19 protein-coding genes are annotated in these 18,359 nt (G+C 61.8%); 14 read left to right on the top strand and 5 right to left on the bottom strand.

The window, feature by feature from the left end; translation table 11 throughout:
* The first annotated feature begins 18 nt into the window (after positions 1-18).
* The 3 genes from AERO9A_RS08205 (at position 19) to AERO9A_RS08215 (ending at position 1,798) form a co-directional block, all read left to right on the top strand.
* Positions 19-483: a multidrug transporter gene (locus tag AERO9A_RS08205; RefSeq protein ID WP_159971409.1), complete on the top strand. Its 465-nt coding sequence runs from the start codon at positions 19-21 to the stop codon at positions 481-483.
* Between the two features lie 113 nt (positions 484-596).
* The gene (locus tag AERO9A_RS08210; protein ID WP_159971410.1) at positions 597-1,427 is read left to right on the top strand and encodes an SDR family oxidoreductase; all 831 of its coding nucleotides are present in this window, start codon (positions 597-599) and stop codon (positions 1,425-1,427) included.
* A complete protein-coding gene (locus AERO9A_RS08215) occupies positions 1,424-1,798 on the top strand; it encodes a hypothetical protein (protein ID WP_159971411.1) in 375 nt (124 codons plus the stop codon). The genes AERO9A_RS08210 and AERO9A_RS08215 overlap by 4 nt, the downstream gene beginning before the upstream one ends.
* A 72-nt stretch (positions 1,799-1,870) precedes the next feature.
* On the opposite strand, the gene trxB is transcribed toward AERO9A_RS08215, so the two are convergent.
* Complete coding sequence (gene trxB, locus AERO9A_RS08220) at positions 1,871-2,818, bottom strand: thioredoxin-disulfide reductase (RefSeq protein ID WP_159971412.1); 948 nt, start codon at positions 2,816-2,818, stop codon at positions 1,871-1,873.
* A gap of 237 nt (positions 2,819-3,055) precedes the next feature.
* Between trxB and AERO9A_RS08225 the strand changes: the two genes are divergently transcribed.
* From AERO9A_RS08225 to AERO9A_RS08235, 3 genes are all read left to right on the top strand, one after another.
* Entirely contained in the window at positions 3,056-5,026 is a 1,971-nt protein-coding gene (locus AERO9A_RS08225) for a diguanylate cyclase domain-containing protein (RefSeq protein WP_159971413.1), read from the top strand.
* A 68-nt stretch (positions 5,027-5,094) separates the two neighbouring features.
* Positions 5,095-5,826, top strand: coding sequence for a sulfate transporter CysZ (cysZ, locus tag AERO9A_RS08230; protein WP_159971414.1), 732 nt, complete (start codon positions 5,095-5,097; stop codon positions 5,824-5,826).
* A gap of 68 nt (positions 5,827-5,894) precedes the next feature.
* Positions 5,895-7,097, top strand: coding sequence for a glycosyltransferase family 1 protein (locus tag AERO9A_RS08235; RefSeq protein WP_159971415.1), 1,203 nt, complete (start codon positions 5,895-5,897; stop codon positions 7,095-7,097).
* Positions 7,098-7,221: 124 nt separating this feature from the next.
* On the opposite strand, the gene AERO9A_RS08240 is transcribed toward AERO9A_RS08235, so the two are convergent.
* From AERO9A_RS08240 to rluD, 3 genes are all read right to left on the bottom strand, one after another.
* Entirely contained in the window at positions 7,222-8,331 is a 1,110-nt protein-coding gene (locus AERO9A_RS08240) for an NADH:flavin oxidoreductase (RefSeq protein ID WP_159971416.1), read from the bottom strand.
* 130 nt (positions 8,332-8,461) lie between these two features.
* Positions 8,462-9,193 carry a peptidoglycan editing factor PgeF gene (pgeF, locus tag AERO9A_RS08245; RefSeq protein ID WP_159971417.1) on the bottom strand — a complete coding sequence of 244 codons (732 nt, stop codon included), beginning with the start codon at positions 9,191-9,193 and terminating at the stop codon, positions 8,462-8,464.
* Complete coding sequence (gene rluD / locus AERO9A_RS08250) at positions 9,190-10,164, bottom strand: 23S rRNA pseudouridine(1911/1915/1917) synthase RluD (protein WP_159971418.1); 975 nt, start codon at positions 10,162-10,164, stop codon at positions 9,190-9,192. The genes pgeF and rluD overlap by 4 nt, the downstream gene beginning before the upstream one ends.
* 139 nt (positions 10,165-10,303) lie before the next feature.
* On the opposite strand from rluD, the gene AERO9A_RS08255 reads away from it, so the two are divergent.
* The 4 genes from AERO9A_RS08255 (at position 10,304) to AERO9A_RS08270 (ending at position 14,606) form a co-directional block, all read left to right on the top strand.
* Positions 10,304-11,296, top strand: coding sequence for an outer membrane protein assembly factor BamD (locus tag AERO9A_RS08255; protein ID WP_159971419.1), 993 nt, complete (start codon positions 10,304-10,306; stop codon positions 11,294-11,296).
* A gap of 139 nt (positions 11,297-11,435) precedes the next feature.
* Positions 11,436-11,678: a PP0621 family protein gene (locus AERO9A_RS08260; RefSeq protein ID WP_159971420.1), complete on the top strand. Its 243-nt coding sequence runs from the start codon at positions 11,436-11,438 to the stop codon at positions 11,676-11,678.
* Entirely contained in the window at positions 11,668-13,263 is a 1,596-nt protein-coding gene (locus AERO9A_RS08265) for a PAS domain-containing sensor histidine kinase (RefSeq protein ID WP_159971664.1), read from the top strand. The genes AERO9A_RS08260 and AERO9A_RS08265 overlap by 11 nt, the downstream gene beginning before the upstream one ends.
* A 2-nt stretch (positions 13,264-13,265) precedes the next feature.
* The gene (locus AERO9A_RS08270) at positions 13,266-14,606 is read left to right on the top strand and encodes a sigma-54 dependent transcriptional regulator (protein ID WP_159971421.1); all 1,341 of its coding nucleotides are present in this window, start codon (positions 13,266-13,268) and stop codon (positions 14,604-14,606) included.
* Positions 14,607-14,617: 11 nt separating this feature from the next.
* On the opposite strand, the gene thiO is transcribed toward AERO9A_RS08270, so the two are convergent.
* Positions 14,618-15,727 (bottom strand): glycine oxidase ThiO, encoded by a 1,110-nt coding sequence (thiO, locus tag AERO9A_RS08275; RefSeq protein WP_256665879.1) that lies wholly within the window; start codon positions 15,725-15,727, stop codon positions 14,618-14,620.
* 88 nt (positions 15,728-15,815) lie between these two features.
* Between thiO and AERO9A_RS08280 the strand changes: the two genes are divergently transcribed.
* The 4 genes from AERO9A_RS08280 to AERO9A_RS08295 all read left to right on the top strand — a co-directional run bounded on the left by AERO9A_RS08280 (position 15,816) and on the right by AERO9A_RS08295 (position 18,356).
* Positions 15,816-16,322 (top strand): GspH/FimT family pseudopilin, encoded by a 507-nt coding sequence (locus AERO9A_RS08280; protein WP_159971422.1) that lies wholly within the window; start codon positions 15,816-15,818, stop codon positions 16,320-16,322.
* A 143-nt stretch (positions 16,323-16,465) separates the two neighbouring features.
* Positions 16,466-16,948, top strand: coding sequence for a GspH/FimT family pseudopilin (locus AERO9A_RS08285; RefSeq protein ID WP_159971423.1), 483 nt, complete (start codon positions 16,466-16,468; stop codon positions 16,946-16,948).
* A gap of 8 nt (positions 16,949-16,956) precedes the next feature.
* Positions 16,957-17,517 carry a type IV pilus modification protein PilV gene (pilV, locus tag AERO9A_RS08290; RefSeq protein ID WP_159971424.1) on the top strand — a complete coding sequence of 187 codons (561 nt, stop codon included), beginning with the start codon at positions 16,957-16,959 and terminating at the stop codon, positions 17,515-17,517.
* Positions 17,514-18,356, top strand: coding sequence for a PilW family protein (locus AERO9A_RS08295; RefSeq protein ID WP_159971425.1), 843 nt, complete (start codon positions 17,514-17,516; stop codon positions 18,354-18,356). Before pilV ends, AERO9A_RS08295 begins: the two co-directional genes overlap by 4 nt.
* Positions 18,357-18,359: the final 3 nt, after the last annotated feature.

The following is an 18,359-nucleotide window of genomic DNA, read 5'->3' on the forward strand; positions in this document are numbered from 1 at the left end:
CTATCAAGGTTATCGCTCATGCTCTTCGGTGCCGTACTCGCCCTTACCTGGCTGATCCTGCTGATCCGCTACCCGACCAAGGCCCTGCCTGTCTCGGCAGCGGCGCTGCTTGGCCTTGCCCTGATCGCCTGCTGGGTGCTCTGGCAGGAACACCGCGACACCCGCGACCTCGCCCATTTGCAACTGCGCATCCAATACGCGCCCACACATTGCCCAGCCGACAGACCGCTGGCCGTGCAACTGAAAAACGGCAGCGAAGCCGCCCTGCAAGAACTGCACTGGGAAATCGCCGCCTACCGCCCCGGCACCACCACCAATCTGGCCCAGCGCCTGTACGAATCGCCACGCTACGACGGCCCTGGTGACCTGCTGGTCGGCGACAGTTGGCAAGACTGCCTGCCCCTACCCGACCTGCGCAGCGGCTACCGCCCGGACACCCTGGAGTTTCGCGCCGAACGCTTGCAAGGCACCTTCGTCCGCTAACCCGTGCTGACGCTGCCAAGCTGATTTGCCCCCTGTAGGCGCGCATGAGCAGACTCGGGCAGCGTCCTCTGCGAGTGCTAAGCTGCACATCCATTTGCCCCAGGAACCCCGCCATGCCACAACCCAGCGTCCTGATCACCGGTTGCTCCAGCGGCATCGGTCGCGCCCTGGCCGATGCCTTCAAGGCTGCCGGTTACGCCGTCTGGGCCAGTGCGCGCCAGGAAGTGGATCTGGCCGCGCTCAGCCAGGCCGGTTTTCACGCCGTACAGCTCGACGTCAACGACGGCGCAGCCCTGCAGCAACTGGCCACACACCTGAGCGAGGAAATCGGCGGCCTCGACGTGCTGATCAACAACGCCGGTTACGGCGCCATGGGCCCACTGCTCGACGGCGGCGTGGAGGCCATGCAGCGACAATTCGAAACCAACGTGGTCGCCATCGTCGGCGTCACTCGCGCCTTCTTCCCGCTGCTGCGCCGCAGCCGTGGCCTGGTGGTCAATATCGGCAGCGTATCTGGCGTGCTGGTCACGCCGTTCGCCGGCGCCTACTGCGCGTCCAAGACTGCCGTGCACGCACTCAGCGACGCGTTGCGCATGGAGCTGGCGCCCTTCGCCATCGAGGTGATGGAAGTACAACCCGGCGCCATCGCCTCCAGCTTCGGCGCCAGCGCCAGCCAACAGGCCGAAGCCCTGATCCGCGAGGACTCGCCCTGGTGGCCGCTGCGTGAGGGCATCCGCGCGCGAGCCAGAGCCTCGCAAGACAACCCAACGCCTGCCCGTGATTTCGCCGCGCAACTGCTGGCGGCCGTGCAACGCGACAAACGCCCACGCCTGCTGCGCCTGGGCAACGGCAGCCGCGCCCTGCCGCTACTGGCCGCACTGTTGCCCAAGGCACTGCTTGAGCACGTGCTGCGCAAACGCTTCGGTCTGAACCGCTCGTTATGAACGTCCATATACAGGTGCGCTATTACGCCATCGCCGGAGTAGGCGCAGCCGTTGTGCTCAATACCCTGCTGCGCACCTTCGTGCGTCTTGGCGGCGTGTTCACCACCGTGCTGATCGCCACAACCATCGCCGCTGGCCTGGCGCTGCTGTTCCACTGGCGCCAGGGCCGCGCCCCCAGTAACGCCGAGCGCTGGCGCTTCAGCGCTCTTTATGGCGGCGTGTTGGGGCTTCTCTATTTAGGCCTGCTGGGCATGATGTACATGCAGGACACGCCCAGTCCCATGGGCCTGTTTCTCTTCAGCCTGCATTACCTGTGCTACCCCGTGCTGGCCTGGCTGGCCTTTTCGCCGCGTCATGGCAACAGGCACTGATAGCGCTCAACCAGCAGACGATAAAAAAGCCCCGTCATCTCACGATGACGGGGCTTTGCTCTGCGCAGCGTATCAATGTCCGTCGAGGTAACGCTCGACATCCAACGCCGCCATGCAGCCGGCAGCAGCCGAGGTGATGGCCTGACGATACACCGAATCGGCGACATCACCAGCGGCGAAAACGCCAGGGACACCGGTAGCGGTGGCGTTACCATCGCGTCCGCCGTTCACCACCAGATAGCCGTCCCTCAGCTCCAGTTGGCCTTCGAACAGGCTGGTATTGGGGGTATGCCCAATGGCGACGAACAGCCCATCAACCTGCAACTCACGGTAGGCGCCGCCGTATTGCTTCAGACGCACACCGGTAACACCGCTGGCATCGCCCAACACCTCATCGACTTCGGCATTGAGTTGCAGCTCGATCTTGCCCTGGGCCACGCGCTCCTGCAGTTTGTTCTGCAGAATTTTCTCGGCACGGAAGGCATTACGGCGGTGAATCAGTGTGACCTTGCTGGCGATATTGGATAGGTACAGCGCCTCTTCGACCGCCGTATTGCCACCGCCGACCACTGCCACCTCACGGCCTCGATAGAAGAAACCATCGCAAGTGGCGCAAGCCGATACGCCGCGCCCCATGAACGCTTCCTCGCTCGGCAGCCCCAGGTAACGAGCGCTGGCGCCAGTGGCGACGATCAGCGCATCACATGTGTAAGTGCCGTTGTCACCGACCAAGGTGAAGGGCTTGCCAGCCAGATCCACGCCATTGATGTGATCAAACACCACTTTCGTCTCGAAACGCTCGGCGTGTTCCTGCATGCGTTGCATCAATGCCGGGCCCGTCAGCCCATGCGGGTCGCCCGGCCAGTTGTCCACCTCAGTGGTGGTGGTCAGTTGACCGCCAGCCTGCATACCGGTGATCAGCAACGGCCTCAGGTTAGCCCGCGCGGCATACACCGCCGCGCTGTACCCGGCCGGGCCAGAGCCCAAAATGATGACACGGGCATGATGAACACTGGACACCGCTGACTCCTTGCCGACTCACTGCGTCGGCAGCAATAAAAGAGGGCTTTCAAAGAGCTCGGGACAGGCTCCTACAACTGAAAACCCCAAAAACGTGAACTGGAGCACAGCCTATAGAGTCGCCTGCAGAAGCGGAAATACCCTTCGCCAATGCCTGGGATAGATAAGACCTATCAATCCAGCGCCAACTCGACTCATCACTATACTGAGGCTGTAACGACCGGGATAAAGCCTACTATGAGCCTGCGCAAACGCTTGTTCTCACTCTTTGTGCCGCTGCTGATAGTGACCCTGCTGAGCGTCCAGTTTCTGTCGAACCACCTGCTGCTGCGTCGCTTCGACCTGCAGGACGAACAGATGCTCAGCGACGCCGCCAGCAAGGCAGAACACATTCTGTTCAGTCATATCGAGCAGGCCGCGCAGTTGTTGCGCAGTTATGGCTGGTGGAACCAGAGCTATGAGGTGGCACAGACGCGTAGCCCGCTGGACGATTATCTGCAGGAGAATCTCGACGCCACCGAACTGGACAACTACGACTTCGACTTCATGGCCATGTTCGACGCCCAGGGGCGCCTGTTGCTGGAGCGCTGGGCCACGATCGACACCACCAAACTGCTGCGGCTCGACAACGCGGCCATACCGACACGCGCCGACTTGCGCAATGAGCTTTACAGCCGCAGCGCTCAGATGGGCATGCTTGATGCCAAAGGTGACCCGCGCTTCGCCACAGCGCAGATCGTGCTGATTCGCGGCATACCGGCGCTGATACTGAGCAGCGCAATCAGCAACAACAACGGTACTGCGCCAGCGGCTGGAACCTTCATGGCGGGCCGCTTCTTCAACACATCACGCACAGAGGCACTGGAGCATCAGTTCGTCGGTAATGTCACCTTCGTTCCCATGTCGGCCGACGACACCCGTGACTGGCAGCAAAAACATGGCAATGAGGCACTCAGCGTCAAGGTCAGCCCCCGGCAATTACTACCCAACAACCAACAGCGCATTCTGCTGCAAATCGACACTCAGTGGCAGGCACCGGAACTGGCGCTGAGCATGACCACCAAGCGCAGCAATTACAGCGGCGGTCGTGCAGCACTTGGATTCTTTCTGGCGATCAGTTTTGCCATCGTTCTCGGTGCCGCGGTGGTCGTCTATCTGGGGCTGGAATTTTGGCTGCTCAGGCGCCTGGAAATGCTCAACCGGGAGATTGACGGCATCGGTGATCAAGCCAAGCTGCCCAGACTCATTAGCCTCGGCAAGGATGAGCTGGGGCAGTTGAGCAGCGCCCTCAATCGTATGCTTGAGCGCCTTGAGCAGAGCGAGGAACGCGACCGCGCCATTCTCGAATCGATTCAAGACAGCTACTTCGAAATGGACGAGCGCGGTCATTTTCAGCGGGTCAACAGCGCGATGTTGCAGACGCTTGGCTACAGCAGCGAGGAGCTGCTGGGGCAACCGCTGACCTTGTTGCTACAACCCGCCGATCACCCAAAGGCGCAGCAGTATCTGCACAACGCACGCGACGACAGCAGCCTGCACAGCATCACCACACAATTGCGCCGCAGCGACGGCAGCCTCGGCGACTTCGAAGCGCGCCTGTCGCTGATGCACAATGGTGCTGGCCAATTCGCGGGATATCGCGGCATCTTGCGCGATGTCAGTGCGCAGGTTTCACAGCGCCGAGAACTGCACGCCCTGGCCTATAAAGACCCCCTCACAGGGCTGGGTAACCGCAAGGCCTTCCTCGAACACTTGCGCCAACGGATTGCCGACAGTCTGAACAGCGGTAGCCAACTGGCGCTGTTCTTCATCGACCTCGATCACTTCAAGCAAGTCAACGACCGCTTCGGGCACGATGTCGGCGACGAACTGCTGCGTGCCATCGCCTCGCGCCTGCAGCACAACCTGCGCCAACCCAATAATCTATACCGCCTCGGCGGCGACGAGTTCACCCTGCTACTAGCCAATACCGATGCCACAACCGCACAGGTGCTAGGCGAACGCCTCAATGAAACGCTGCAAAAACCATTCGACATCGCAGGCCGTCGCATCGACTTCGTAAGCCTGAGTATCGGCATCGCCCTATGTCCGCACGATGGCAAGGACCCAACCACCCTGGTCAAGGCTGCTGACAGCGCCATGTACCTGGCCAAGGAGCAACGCGGCCACGTTGTCCTTGGCCAGGCATCAAGCCCAACAGACGACTGAGTGACTGAACTTTCCCCCCCGCGCTGAAATCGGTATGGTCGCGCCACATCGTCATCCAGGAGGCCATCATGCCCGCCGCTCCCGTTCTGTCCGGCCCGCAATACCTGCGCGAAGGCCTCAAGCTGGTACTCAGTCCCGGCCTGCGCCTGTTCGTACTGCTGCCGTTGGCAGTCAACCTGATCCTGTTCTCACTGATGATCGGCTTCGCAGTCAACGAGTTCAGCGGCTGGGTCGACACCTTCATGCCCACCCTGCCGAGCTGGCTGAGCTTCCTGCAATACATCCTCTGGCCGCTGTTCGTGGTGCTGGTGCTGCTGATGGTGTTCTTCACCTTCACCTTGCTGGCCAACATCATCGCCGCACCGTTCAACGGTTTTCTCGCCGAGAAAGTGGAAGTGGTGGTGCGCGGCGAGGATCACTTCCCGCCCTTCAGCATCGCCGAGCTGACCGCCATGGTGCCGCGCACCCTGAGCCGGGAAATGCGCAAACTGGCCTACTTCCTGCCACGCGCCATCGCTCTGCTGATCCTCAGCTTCATCCCCGTGGTGAACCTGATCGCCGCACCGCTGTGGCTGCTGTTCGGCGTCTGGATGATGGCCGTGCAATACATCGACTACCCGGCGGACAACAACAAGTTGGGCTGGAGCGAGATGCTCGCCTGGCTACGCGAGAAGCGCTGGCAGAGCCTGAGCTTTGGCGGCATCACCTACGCAGCCCTGCTGGTGCCAGGCCTGAATATCCTGATGATGCCAGCGGCGGTGGCCGGTGCGACCCTGTTCTGGGTGCGCGAACGCGGCTAGCCGCAGCCGTCACAAATCAGCAACGCAAACGTCACAGACATTACATCGCATAGGCAGAGACTGCGTTTATGAACGCATCGTCTCTGCATATCGCGCTGATCAGTGAAACCTTCCCGCCGGAAGTCAACGGTGTGGCCAATACCCTCGGGCGCCTGGTCGAAGGCCTGCGAGGGCGCGGCCATCGCGTGCAACTGGTGCGCCCACGGCAGAACACTGATACGGCGGCGCCTCCCGACACGGAGCTGCTGCTGACCCGTGGCTGGCCGCTGCCCGGCTACCCCGGCCTGCAATGGGGCCAGACCTCGATGCACAAGCTGCTGCGGCGCTGGAAACGGCAACGCCCGGATGTGCTCTACATTGCCACCGAAGGCCCGCTGGGCTTGTCTGCGCTGCGCGCCGCACGGCGCCTGGCGATCCCCGTGGTCAGCGGCTTTCACACCAACTTCCAGCAGTACACCGGACACTACGGCATTGGCCTGCTGACGCGGGCGATGACCAACTACCTGCGCTGGTTCCACAACCGCACGCAACTGACCCTGGTGCCCAGCGTCGGGCAGAAGGTTGATCTGGAGCGCCGTGAGTTCGAGCGCCTGGCCTTGCTCGCCCGTGGCGTCGACAGCCAATTGTTTCACCCACGCAAGCGCAGTGATCAGTTGCGCGCCAGTTGGGGGTTAGGCGCGGATGATCTGGCCGTGCTGCATGTCGGCCGCCTGGCAGCGGAGAAAAATCTCGGCCTGCTGACCAAAGCCTTCCGTCAGTTGCAGGCCAGTTACCCGCAACGGCGTATGCGCCTGATCCTGGTCGGCGACGGCCCATTGCGCGCCAGCCTCCAGGCGCACTTGCCCGACGCGGTATTCTGCGGCCTGCAACGTGGGGAAGAGTTGGCCAGGCACTACGCCTCGGGTGATCTGTTCCTGTTCCCCAGCCTGTCGGAAACCTTCGGCAACGTAGTGCTGGAAGCCCTGGCTTCGAGCCTCGGCGTAGTGGCCTTCGATCAGGCGGCGGCAGCTCAGCATATCCACCACGAACACAACGGCCTGGTCGCTCGCCCTGGCGATGAAACCGGCTTTTGCGAAGCCGCGTGTCAGGCGCTGGAAAATGCAGAAACACTGCGGCGCATCCGCCTCAACGCCCGTCGCCATGCCAGCCACCTGAGCTGGGACGGCATCGTCACGCAGTTCGAGGCGCATCTGCGCAGCGCCATGCAGCCGCAGGCGCAACTCGGCGCCCACGCGGAGCTTGCCCGTAGGGCGGGTGAAACCCGCCACTGATACAATCTGGCGGGTTGCACCCGCCCTACGGCACATCCGCTCAGACAGGCAGGCGTAAAAAAGCGCCGATGTGCCGGAGCTTGAAAAACAGGGCGCCGACTTGCGACGCCCGATAGAAACGGGCTCAGACCAGCGTAGTCAGCGCCTCGCGGCTGAACGGCAGGATCTCCTGCTCGCGGCCATCACGCACCTTCAACGCCCAGTCCGGGTCGACCAGCAACGCGCGGCCCACCGCGACCAAGTCGAATTCCCGTTTATTCAGGCGCTCAAGCAGGTTTTCAAGGCTGGCCGGTTCGGCCACCTTGTCGGTCTTGACCATGAACTGCAGGAACTCGCCATCCAGGCCGACACTGCCGACGGTGATGGTCGGCTTGCCGGTGAGCTTGCGCGTCCAGCCGGCCAGATTGAGGTCGCTGCCTTCGAACTCCGGCTCCCAGAAACGACGGGTCGAGCAATGGAAGATATCCACCCCAGCTTCAGACAGTGGCTTGAGGAAGGCTTCCAGTTGTTCCGGCGTCTGCACCAGGCGCGCGGTGTAGTCCTGCTGCTTCCACTGCGAGTAACGCAGAATGATCGGGAAGTCCGGGCCAACGGCCTCACGCACCGCCCGGATCAGCTCAATGGCGAAACGCGAACGCGCCGCCAGATCACCGCCGTAGCCATCGGTACGTTGGTTGCTACCTTCCCAGAAAAATTGATCGACCAAGTAGCCATGGGCGCCGTGAATTTCCACACCATCCATACCAATGGCCTTGGCATCGCGCGCAGCCTGGGCGAAGGCGGCCACCACCTCATCGATATCGGCCTGAGTCATGCCATGCACCACCACCTGGCCGTCCTTGAGTTTCTCCATCGGCCCAAAGCCCGGCACACTGGCATCCGGCTCGGTGCCCAGCTTACGCACGTTACCCACATGCCAGAGCTGCGGGACGATCTTGCCGCCCTCGGCATGCACGGCATCGACCACCTGCCTCCAGCCAGCCAGAGCATCTTCACCGTAGAAGCGCGGCACGTTCGGATAGCCATTGGCGGCCTTGTGCCCAACGGTGGTGCCCTCGGTAACGATCAGACCAACCCCGGCGGCCGCGCGGCGGCGGTAATACTCCACCACATCAGCGCCGGGAATGCCGCCAGGCGAGAAGGAACGGGTCATTGGCGCCATGACTACGCGGGTCGGCAGCGCCAGCGTGCCGAGTTGAAAGGGGGTGAACAGGGCTTGTGCGGGGGCGCTCATCATCGTTCCTCTTCTGGTCGGGCGCGCAAACCGGACAGGTTGCGCAGGATAGCGAGGAGGATACGGCCAGGTCTTTATCCAGGCACAGCACTATTGATGCGAGTGATTAAGAGCTAGATCCAGTGGACGCTCAGGGCTGCAGCCAGATCAGCGAGGCGAAGCGTCCGGTGCGGGAGCTGCGCCGGTAGGAATAGAAGCGCGCATCGTTGTACGTGCACAGCCCTCCCCCACTCACGGCAGTGACGCCAATGGCAGCCAGGCGAATGCGCGCCAACTGGTAGATGTCGGCCATGAACTTGCCTGCATTGGCACTCGCTACGAACGCCGCTGCGGCCTCGGCATGCTGCTGCACGAAAACCTCGCGCACTTCGCCACCGACTTCGAACGCCGCCGGGCCGATGGCCGGGCCGAGCCAGACCAGCAGCTCTTGCGGCGCAACATCCAGCGCCTTGACGGTCGCCTCCAGCACGCCACCGGCCAACCCGCGCCAACCGGCATGGGCGGCGGCCACGCGCGTACCGGCGCGGTCGCAGAACAACACCGGCAGGCAATCAGCGGTCATCGCCGTGCAGGCGATACCGGGAGTGTTAGTCCAGTTGCCGTCAGCTTCGATCACCGTCGCTGGGTCAGCCTCGACCACCACGATGCCATGCACCTGGCGTAGCCAGGCGGGTTGGCAGCCAAGGCTGTCGACCAGATGTGCGCGATTGGCAGCAACGGCAGCCGGGGCATCATCGACATGATCGCCCAGGTTGAAGCTGTCGAACGGCGCCACGCTGACGCCTCCGTTGCGCGTGGTCACGCAAGCGCGCACGTTGGCTGGCGCAGGCCAGTCGGGCGCCAGCCAGTCGTAGGCACTCACCCGACAAACGCCTCGCGATCCTGACGCAGCAGAGTCAGCAACCAAACCAGATCATCCGGCAATGGCGACTCCCACTTCATGCGCTGCCCGGTGGCCGGGTGCTCAAGCTCAAGGAAGCGCGCATGCAGGGCCTGGCGCGGAAACTCCTTGAGGCTCTGCACCAGGCTCTGGCTGGCGGCTGGCGGAATACGGAAGCGCCCGGCATAGACCGGATCGCCCACCAGCGGATAACCCACGTGGGTCATGTGTACACGGATCTGATGAGTACGCCCGGTTTCCAACTTGACCCGCACATGGGTGTGCGAACGGTAGCGCTCCAGCACACGGTAATGACTGATCGCCGGCTTGCCGCCATCAGTTACTGCCATGCGCTGACGCTGGCTGGAACTGCGCCCGATAGGTGCGTTGATGGTGCCACCGGCGGTAATCACGCCAATGCAGATGCATTCATAGATGCGGCTGACAGTGCGCTTTTGCAGTTGCTCGACCAGGTTGGTCTGCGCCTGCAGAGTCTTGGCCACCACCATCAGACCGGTGGTGTCCTTGTCCAGACGATGGACGATGCCCGCGCGCGGTACGTTGACGATATCCGGTACGTGATGCAGCAAAGCGTTGAGCAAGGTGCCGTCGGCATGCCCGGCCGCCGGGTGCACGACCAGGCCAGCCGGCTTGTCGATCACCAGCAAGTGCTCGTCCTCGTAGACGATATTCAGCTCGATGTCCTGCGCGACCCATTCGCCCTGGGCTTCCTGCTCGGCATCGAGCACCAGCTTCGAGCCGGCGTGCACGGTGTCGCGCGGGCGTGCCACGGCGCCGTCGACGGTCAGGCGGCCGTCCTTGATCCAGGCGGCAAGGCGCGAGCGGGAGAACTCGTCGAACAGTTGTGCGGCAACCTGATCGAGGCGCTGACCGCCCAGTTCGAACGGCACGTCGGCCTGGAGTTGGATGGGCTGTTTAATCGTGGAAGTCATCTTCGGCAACGGCGGGTGCCCGGCCTTTGGTTTCAGCAACGGGCTTGTGGTTAAATACGGCGTCTTTGCCCCAGGCTTTTCCGGGGGGCGCTCATCATAACAGGACGGCCCTGCAGCCGTCACAGGGACGCAAGCCGCTATGCAAGTGAAACACCTGCTGCTAATCGCCATCCTCGCCCTTACCGCCGCCTGCTCCTCCAAGCAGCCGGAGGTCGATGAAAACCTCAGCGAGGCGGAGCTGTACCAGCAGGCCCAGGCCGATCTGGACAACCGCAGCTACACCCAGGCCACCGCCAAGCTCAAGGCGCTGGAATCGCGTTACCCCTTCGGCCGTTATGCCGAGCAGGCGCAACTCGAACTGATCTACGCCAACTACAAGAATGCCGAGCCTGAAGCCGCCAAGTCTGCGGCTGAGCGCTTTATCCGCCTGCACCCGCAGCATGCCAATGTCGACTACGCCTACTACCTCAAGGGTCTGGCCTCGTTCGACCAGGATCGCGGCCTGCTGGCGCGCTTCCTGCCGCTGGACATGACCAAGCGTGACCCAGGCGCGGCGCGCGACTCCTACAACGAGTTCGCCCAGCTCACCAGCCGCTACCCGAACAGCCGCTACGCACCGGACGCCAAGCAGCGCATGATCTATCTGCGCAACCTGCTGGCCGCCTACGAGGTGCATGTCGCCCACTACTACCTGACCCGTAAAGCCTATGTAGCCGCCGCCAACCGTGGTCGCTACGTGGTGGAAAACTTCCAGGAAACCCCGTCGGTCGGTGACGGTCTGGCGATCATGACCGAGGCTTACCAGCACCTGTCGCTCGATGACCTGGCCGCCACCAGCCTGGAAACCCTCAAGCTCAACTACCCGGATCACCCAAGCCTGCAGGACGGCCAGTTCGTCCCGCTGGAAGAGGAAGACGACGACCGTTCCTGGCTGGCCACTGCCACCCTCGGTCTGCTGGACACCGCAACCCCGCTGCCACCGGGCGAGACCCGCGCCAACCAAGACGTAATCCGTCAGTACGAAGACGCCGTACAAGAGATCCCGCGCGAACTGCAGCAAGATGCCAAGACCGGCGAAACCGAGAAGAAGCACTCGATTTGGAGCTACCTGACCTTCGGCCTGTTCGACTGATTCAGGTATCGATACGACGAGGAGGCTACGGCCTCCTTTTTTTGTACCTGCGAACTGCGTAGCGCTTGCCATTTAGCCACTGTGCCGACGGCGTGCGCTTGGCTAAACTGCCAGCCCTCATCACGACAAAGAGTGCACCATGGGTCTGTTCCGCCTGCTGTTCTGGATCGCCATTATCTGTGCCGCAGTCTGGCTCTGGCGCCGCTTTATCAGCGCCCCCAAAGCCGCACGGCAAGCCAAGCGCGCACAAGAAGCAAGCCCCATGGTGCGCTGCGCCCATTGCGGCGTACATGTGCTGCAAACTCAGGCACTGAAACAGGATCAGCACTGGTTCTGCAGCCAGGCACACCTTGCTCAAGGCACGCAATCCGGTGATCGCTGAAAGCTCTCCAACCCTCGACAGCACCCCTGCACGGCGGATTCTCCGGCTTTACAACTTCTACCGCCTCAGCATCGGCCTGTCGCTGGTGCTGCTGATTTCCAGCAAGCTCGATGAACAACTGCTCGATGTGGTGCATATCGAGCTGTTCCGCACCGGCAGTTGGATCTACCTGATACTCAACATTCTGATCGCTGTACTGGTGCACAAACCCAAGCACCTGATGCAGCTCTTCAGCCTGGCGCTGGTCGACGTCATTTTTCTCTCGGCGCTGTTCTACGCAGCCGGCGGCACTCCCAGCGGCATCGGCAACCTGCTGGTGGTCGCCGTCGCCATCGCCAATATCCTCTTGCGCGGGCGTATCGGCCTGCTGATCGCGGCCATCACCGCCATCGCCCTGATCTTCACCACTTTCTATTTGAGCCTGCACTACCCGGCGGCTTCCAGCCAATATGTGCAGGCCGGTGCGCTCGGGGCCTTGTGTTTTGCCGGCGCATTGTTCATCCAAGGCATCACCCGTCGCCTACGCCTGAGCGAAACGCTGGCCGAGCAACGCGCCGCCGATGTGGCCAATCTGGAAGAGCTCAACACACAGATCATCCAGCGCATGCGGACCGGCATTCTGGTGCTCGATACCCAGCACCGTGTGCTGCTGGCCAACCAAGGCGCGACCCAACTGCTCGGGCGCGGTGAGCTGAGCGGCAAGATCATCGACCCGCACTGCCCGGAGTTGGTCAAGCGTCTGCAACAATGGCTACACAACCCAACCCTGCGTCCAGAGAGCCTGCAGGCGCAGCCGAATGGGCCGATCCTGCAACCCAGTTTCATCTCCCTGCAGCGCGGCACGGTGCAGCACACGTTGGTATTTCTCGACGACATTTCGCAAATCGCCCAGCAGGCCCAACAACTCAAGCTTGCCTCGCTTGGCCGCCTCACTGCGGGCATCGCCCACGAGATCCGCAATCCACTGGGCGCTATCAGCCACGCCGCTCAACTGCTGCAGGAGTCCGAGGATCTACAGGGGCCGGATCAACGCCTGGCACAGATCATCCAGGATCAATCCAAGCGCATGAACCTGGTCATCGAGAACGTCCTGCAGTTGTCGCGCCGCCGTCAGGCCGAACCACAACTACTCGACCTCAAGTACTGGCTGCATCGATTCGCCAGCGAATTTCGCAGTTCTGCACCGGCTGACCGACAGATTCATCTGGAAACGCGCGGCGGCAGCCTGCAAACCCGTATGGACCCGCACCAGCTCAATCAGGTGCTGACCAACTTGGTACAAAATGGCCTGCGCTATAGTGCACAGAAGCACCGAGTCGGTCAGGTGTGGCTGCGTTTATTCCGCGATGAGCAGAGCGATTTGCCCGTACTGGAAATACTCGACGACGGCGCTGGCGTACCGCCCGAGCAGGAACAGCATATTTTCGAGCCGTTCTACACCACGGAAAACAAAGGCACCGGCCTTGGCCTATACATCTCTCGTGAGCTGTGCCAAAGCAACCAGGCCCGTCTCGATTACAAACCCCGCGAAGAAGGCGGCAGTTGCTTGCGCATCACCTTCGCCCATTCACGCAAGCTGAGTTGAGCATGAACCGCCAGAGAGCCCTGATCGTCGACGACGAGCCCGATATCCGCGAACTGCTGGAAATCACCCTCGGCCGCATGAAACTGGACACCCGCAGCGCGCGCAACGTCAAGGAAGCACGCGAATGGCTGGCACGCGAGCCTTTCGACCTGTGCCTGACCGACATGCGCCTGCCAGACGGCACCGGCCTGGAGCTGGTGCAACACATCCAGCAACGCCACCCGCAGGTTCCCGTGGCGATGATCACCGCTTATGGCAGCCTGGATACCGCGATCAACGCCCTCAAGGCCGGAGCGTTCGACTTCATCACCAAACCCGTCGATCTGGGCCGCCTGCGTGAGCTGGTGACAACTGCGATGCGCCTGCATACATCTGAGGCTCAGGACACACCTGTCGACAGCCGCCTGCTCGGCGACTCGCCGCCGATGAAAGCCCTACGCAAACAGATCCAGAAACTCGCCCGCAGCCAGGCGCCGGTCTATATCAGCGGCGAATCGGGCAGCGGCAAGGAACTGGTCGCCCGCCTGATCCACGAGCAGGGGCCACGTACCGAACGCCCCTTCGTACCGGTCAACTGCGGCGCGATTCCATCCGAACTGATGGAAAGCGAATTTTTCGGCCACAAGAAAGGCAGCTTCACCGGCGCCATCGAAGACAAACAGGGCCTGTTCCAGGCGGCCAATGGCGGCACGCTCTTTCTTGACGAAGTTGCCGACCTGCCGCTGCCCATGCAGGTGAAACTGCTGCGCGCCATCCAGGAAAAGGCCGTACGCACCGTCGGCGGCCAGCAGGAAGTGGTGGTGGATGTACGCATCCTCTGCGCTACCCACAAGGACCTGGCCGCCGAAGTTGCCGCAGACCGCTTCCGCCAGGATCTCTACTACCGCCTCAATGTCATTGAACTGCGCGTGCCCCCCCTGCGCGAACGCCGCGAGGATATCGCCCACCTGGCGGCGGTCATGCTCGCCCGGCTGGCGGCAGATACCGGCCTGAGTGCCGCGAAGCTACACCCAGACGCCCTGGAAAAGCTGAAGAACTACCGTTTTCCCGGTAACGTGCGCGAGCTGGAGAATATGCTCGAACGCGCCTACACCCTCTGCGACGATGACCAGATCATGCCTGACGACCTGCGCCTGGCCGACGCTAGCGGCGCCAGCCAAAGCAGCGGCGAAGCCAGCCTGGCGCAGATCGATAACCTCGAAGACCACCTCGAAGATATCGAGCGCAAACTGATCATGCAGGCACTGGAGGAAACCCGCTGGAACCGCACAGCAGCGGCAGAGCGCCTGGGCCTTAGCTTCCGCTCGATGCGCTATCGGCTAAAGAAACTGGGCATCGACTGACCCGCTCAGCGCTAACCACCTGCGCCCTCAAACAACCGCCGAGCAGGCGCATAGGGCGCTGGATCGATGATCGGCTCACGCCCGAGCATCAGCTCAACGAGCAACTGACAGGACGCCGGCGCCAACACCAGGCCGTTGCGAAAATGTCCGCAGTTAAGCCACAGCCCAGGATGTGATGGCAGCTCGCCGATAAAGGGGATGCCTTGCGGCGAGCCAGGACGCAACCCGGCCCAGTGCCCGACCACTTGCGCCTTGGCGAGTGTCGGCAAAAGCGCCTCGGCAGAAGCCCTGAGGCTCTGCAGCGCAATCTCGGTCGGCGCCTTGTCGAAGCCTGCATATTCCAGCGTACTGCCTACCAGAATGTGCCCATCGCGACGCGGGATCGCATAGCGCCCCTTGGCCAGCACCATGCTGGGCAAAAAGTCCTCGGCGCACTTGTAGAGAATCATCTGCCCCTTCACTGGCTCGACCGGCAATCGCAAGCCCAGTGTCTTGAGCAACTCACCACTCCAGGCGCCAGCCGCCAGCACCACACGCTCGGCATATAACGGCCCATCGGCAGTGGTCACGCCCTGAATGCGTCCCTGCTGCTGAATGAAGCCAGTCACCGGGCACTGCTCACGCACCTCGACGTTCGGCAGCGCTGCAAGTGCCGCACGCAGGGCCTTGACCAGGCGCGGATTACGCACATTGGCGACGCCCGGCATATGGATGGCATGGGCGAACCCTGCACCGAGCACCGGAACCTGACCATATACCGAAGCGATATCCACCGCGCGCAGGTCACGCCGCTCACGCGCAGCCCACGCCAGTGCCTCGGCCTCATCCTCCAGATCCAGCCAGTACAAACCGCTGACATGCACCTCAGGGTCAATCCCAGTCTGCGCCAAAAGGTCCTCCCCCAGGCGGGGATAAAAGTCCTGCGACCAATGCGCCAGAGCCGTCACCGCCGCGCTGTAACGCCACGGGTAGAGCGGCGACACGATTCCACCTCCCGCCCAGGACGACTCACGGCCAACTGCCTGCGCCTCAACCAGCCTCACCGTGCAGCCCTGCCGCCCCAACATCAGGGCTGACAGCAGACCTATCGCCCCCGCCCCCACAACCAGAACGCTTTCCAATACTCCCCCTTAACTTGCACATCGTTGTTCAGCGGTCTAAACCTTTCTGAGCCAGGACGGCCAATCAACCCCCACAAGGATGCGGACAATGAACCACTCCCGTCAGCGCGCCATGACGCTACCTGAACTACTGACACTCGTACTGCTCGTCGCCATCACTGCAATCTACGCCGTCCCCTCGTTCAGCCAATGGGTCGAAGCCAGCAAGCATCGCACCCTGCAAGAAACTCTCTGGCACCATCTCCAATCGGCTAGAAATAGGGCTGTCCTTCAGGGCCAAGCGCTGGAAATTTGCCCCTTGAGCGACAATCAGCAATGCGGGAGCGACTGGAACCAAGGCTGGATTCTGCGCATGCCCGCCAGCGCCGAAGTGCTCGCCGTAGAACAAGCTGATACAAACGATGCGACCCTGCACTGGCGCGGGTATCAGCAACGCATTCTGTTCCATCGCAGCGGGCAGACGCCGAGCAGCAACGGGCGATTCTACCTGTGTCATGACAGCAACGTGGTGTGGCAACTGGTCATCAGCCGCTCAGGCCGCATTCGCCAAACGAGCGACGCGGAAAACCAGGACGAAGCCTATCGCTGCGGTTAACCCCGCGCAGAGCGTGAACTGGCGCAAATTCTGCCACCAGTCCCGGCCGATCATCCCACCACTTGCACCGGTTATCCCCAGACAGACGACCACAACGCGCGACTTCGGCGAACATGACAGATAACGTCATCGTGGAGTGGGTCATGTCAGGCAAAAAACAGGCACTGGGGTTTACCTTGGTCGAACTGATGATCGTCTTGGTGCTGCTGGCAATCGTTGCCTTTATCGCCGTGCCGAACTTCACCGACTTGATCGAGCGCAATCGCACCCAAGCCCAAGCTGAAGAACTCAAGGGTTTTCTGCTGTTTGCACGCGGTGAAGCAGTCAGCCGCAGCACCTCGATAACCGTGACTCAAAACGACAACGACGAGTGGGTTGCCAAACGCGGCGATGAAGAGCTGCGCCAACTTGCGCAGAACCCGGAGCAGGCGCAAATCGAAGCCAGCGTCGATGAAATCCGCTTCAGAAGCAACGGCACGGCAACAGCAGCCAGCTTCACCGTTTGCCAAAACGACGAGGCAGCCAAGGGATACCGGCTTGAGGTTCAGGCCAGCGGCGCTATTTCACTGTTCCCCCAGGGCCGCACCGACAACGAGAACACCGAAATGACGAGCTGCACCCCATGAGGAACGCCATGAAAGGTACGCAAGGTTTCAGCCTGATCGAAGTGCTAGTGGCACTACTGCTAACCACGGTTGGCGTTCTCGGCATGGTTGCACTGCAAGGCCGCAGCATTCAGTACACGCAGGATTCGGTGCAACGCAACACCGCCGTCGAGCTGGCCAATGACCTGATGGAGATCATGCGCGCCAACCCCAAGGCGCTATTCGACAAAGTGCCTCCGGCCTCCCCCATGAACAGCGGTATCAACAGCAATTCCGTGTTCTTCAAAGACAAAGCCGAAGATTTCAGTAATCGGGAAGACTGCGTTCGCGACGAGGGAGAACTGCCAGCCAACGCACAACAGCAGCGTGACTGCTGGGCAGACCGTGTGGAAGAGCAACTGCCAGAGGCCGCCGACCTGCTGACCAGCGATATGTACATTTGCCGCAGTGCATCCCCAGGGCAATGCACGGATGACCAGGGCTCGATGATAGAAATTCAACTGGCCTGGCGAGTGCGCCCCGGCGCCTGCCTGGATGCCGTAGACCCTGACGCCACGATTTGCACTTACCGAGTACGGGTTCAGCTATGACCGACACACGACGCCAGCACGGCCTATCCATGGTCGAGCTGCTGATCAGCCTGGCTATCAGCAGCTTTCTGATTCTGGGGATCACCCAGGTGTACATCGACAACAAGCGTAACCAGGTCTTCCTGACTAATCAGGTCGGCAACCTGGAAAACAGCCGCTTCGCGGGGCTCGTGCTCGACCAATACCTCGGCAAAGCCGGTTATCACCGCAACCCGTCGGACATCATCGATACGGCCTTCCCTGAACGAGCAGCGGAGGGCGACTGCCTCACCTTCAAACCCGGCCACAGCGCCACCGGGCTGGACCCCGCGGTTGGTACAGGCTTTTGCATTCGCTACCAACCGGAAACCAGCAGGGAGCTGGACTGCCAAGGCAGCGCCAGCAGCTTCGTATATGACGCGGCATTCCCAGAACTCACCGAAAACGACCTCATCATCCTGGCATTCAAGTACGAGCCGGACGACACCGATCTGGAAAAAGGCCGTTTGCTGTGCAAGAACCTCAATGCCAGCACCCCGCAATACAACGAACTGTTGAGTGGCATCGCAGACCTACGCCTGGAATTTGGCATTGGCAACTCCGATGCATTGAACAAGGAAGTGGAGTCCAGCGTCGCTCAGCAAGACTGGACAGCCGATAGCGGCGCCATCCACAGCATCCGCTACAGCATGCTTTTGACCAGCAAGGAAAAAATGCGCGACAGCGATGACTCCGCGGTTCTCAGCGACTGGCTGGCCACCGCCTCGGATGCCAGCAAAGAGCGCCTGGAAAGCGCAGACAACCGCCGCATCTATCAAGTAGCCAGTAGCTCGCAGACCTTGAGGAACCTCATGCCATGAGAA

Source organism: Pseudomonas sp. 8Z, from assembly GCF_902506535.1.
Taxonomy (GTDB): Bacteria; Pseudomonadota; Gammaproteobacteria; order Pseudomonadales; family Pseudomonadaceae; genus Aquipseudomonas.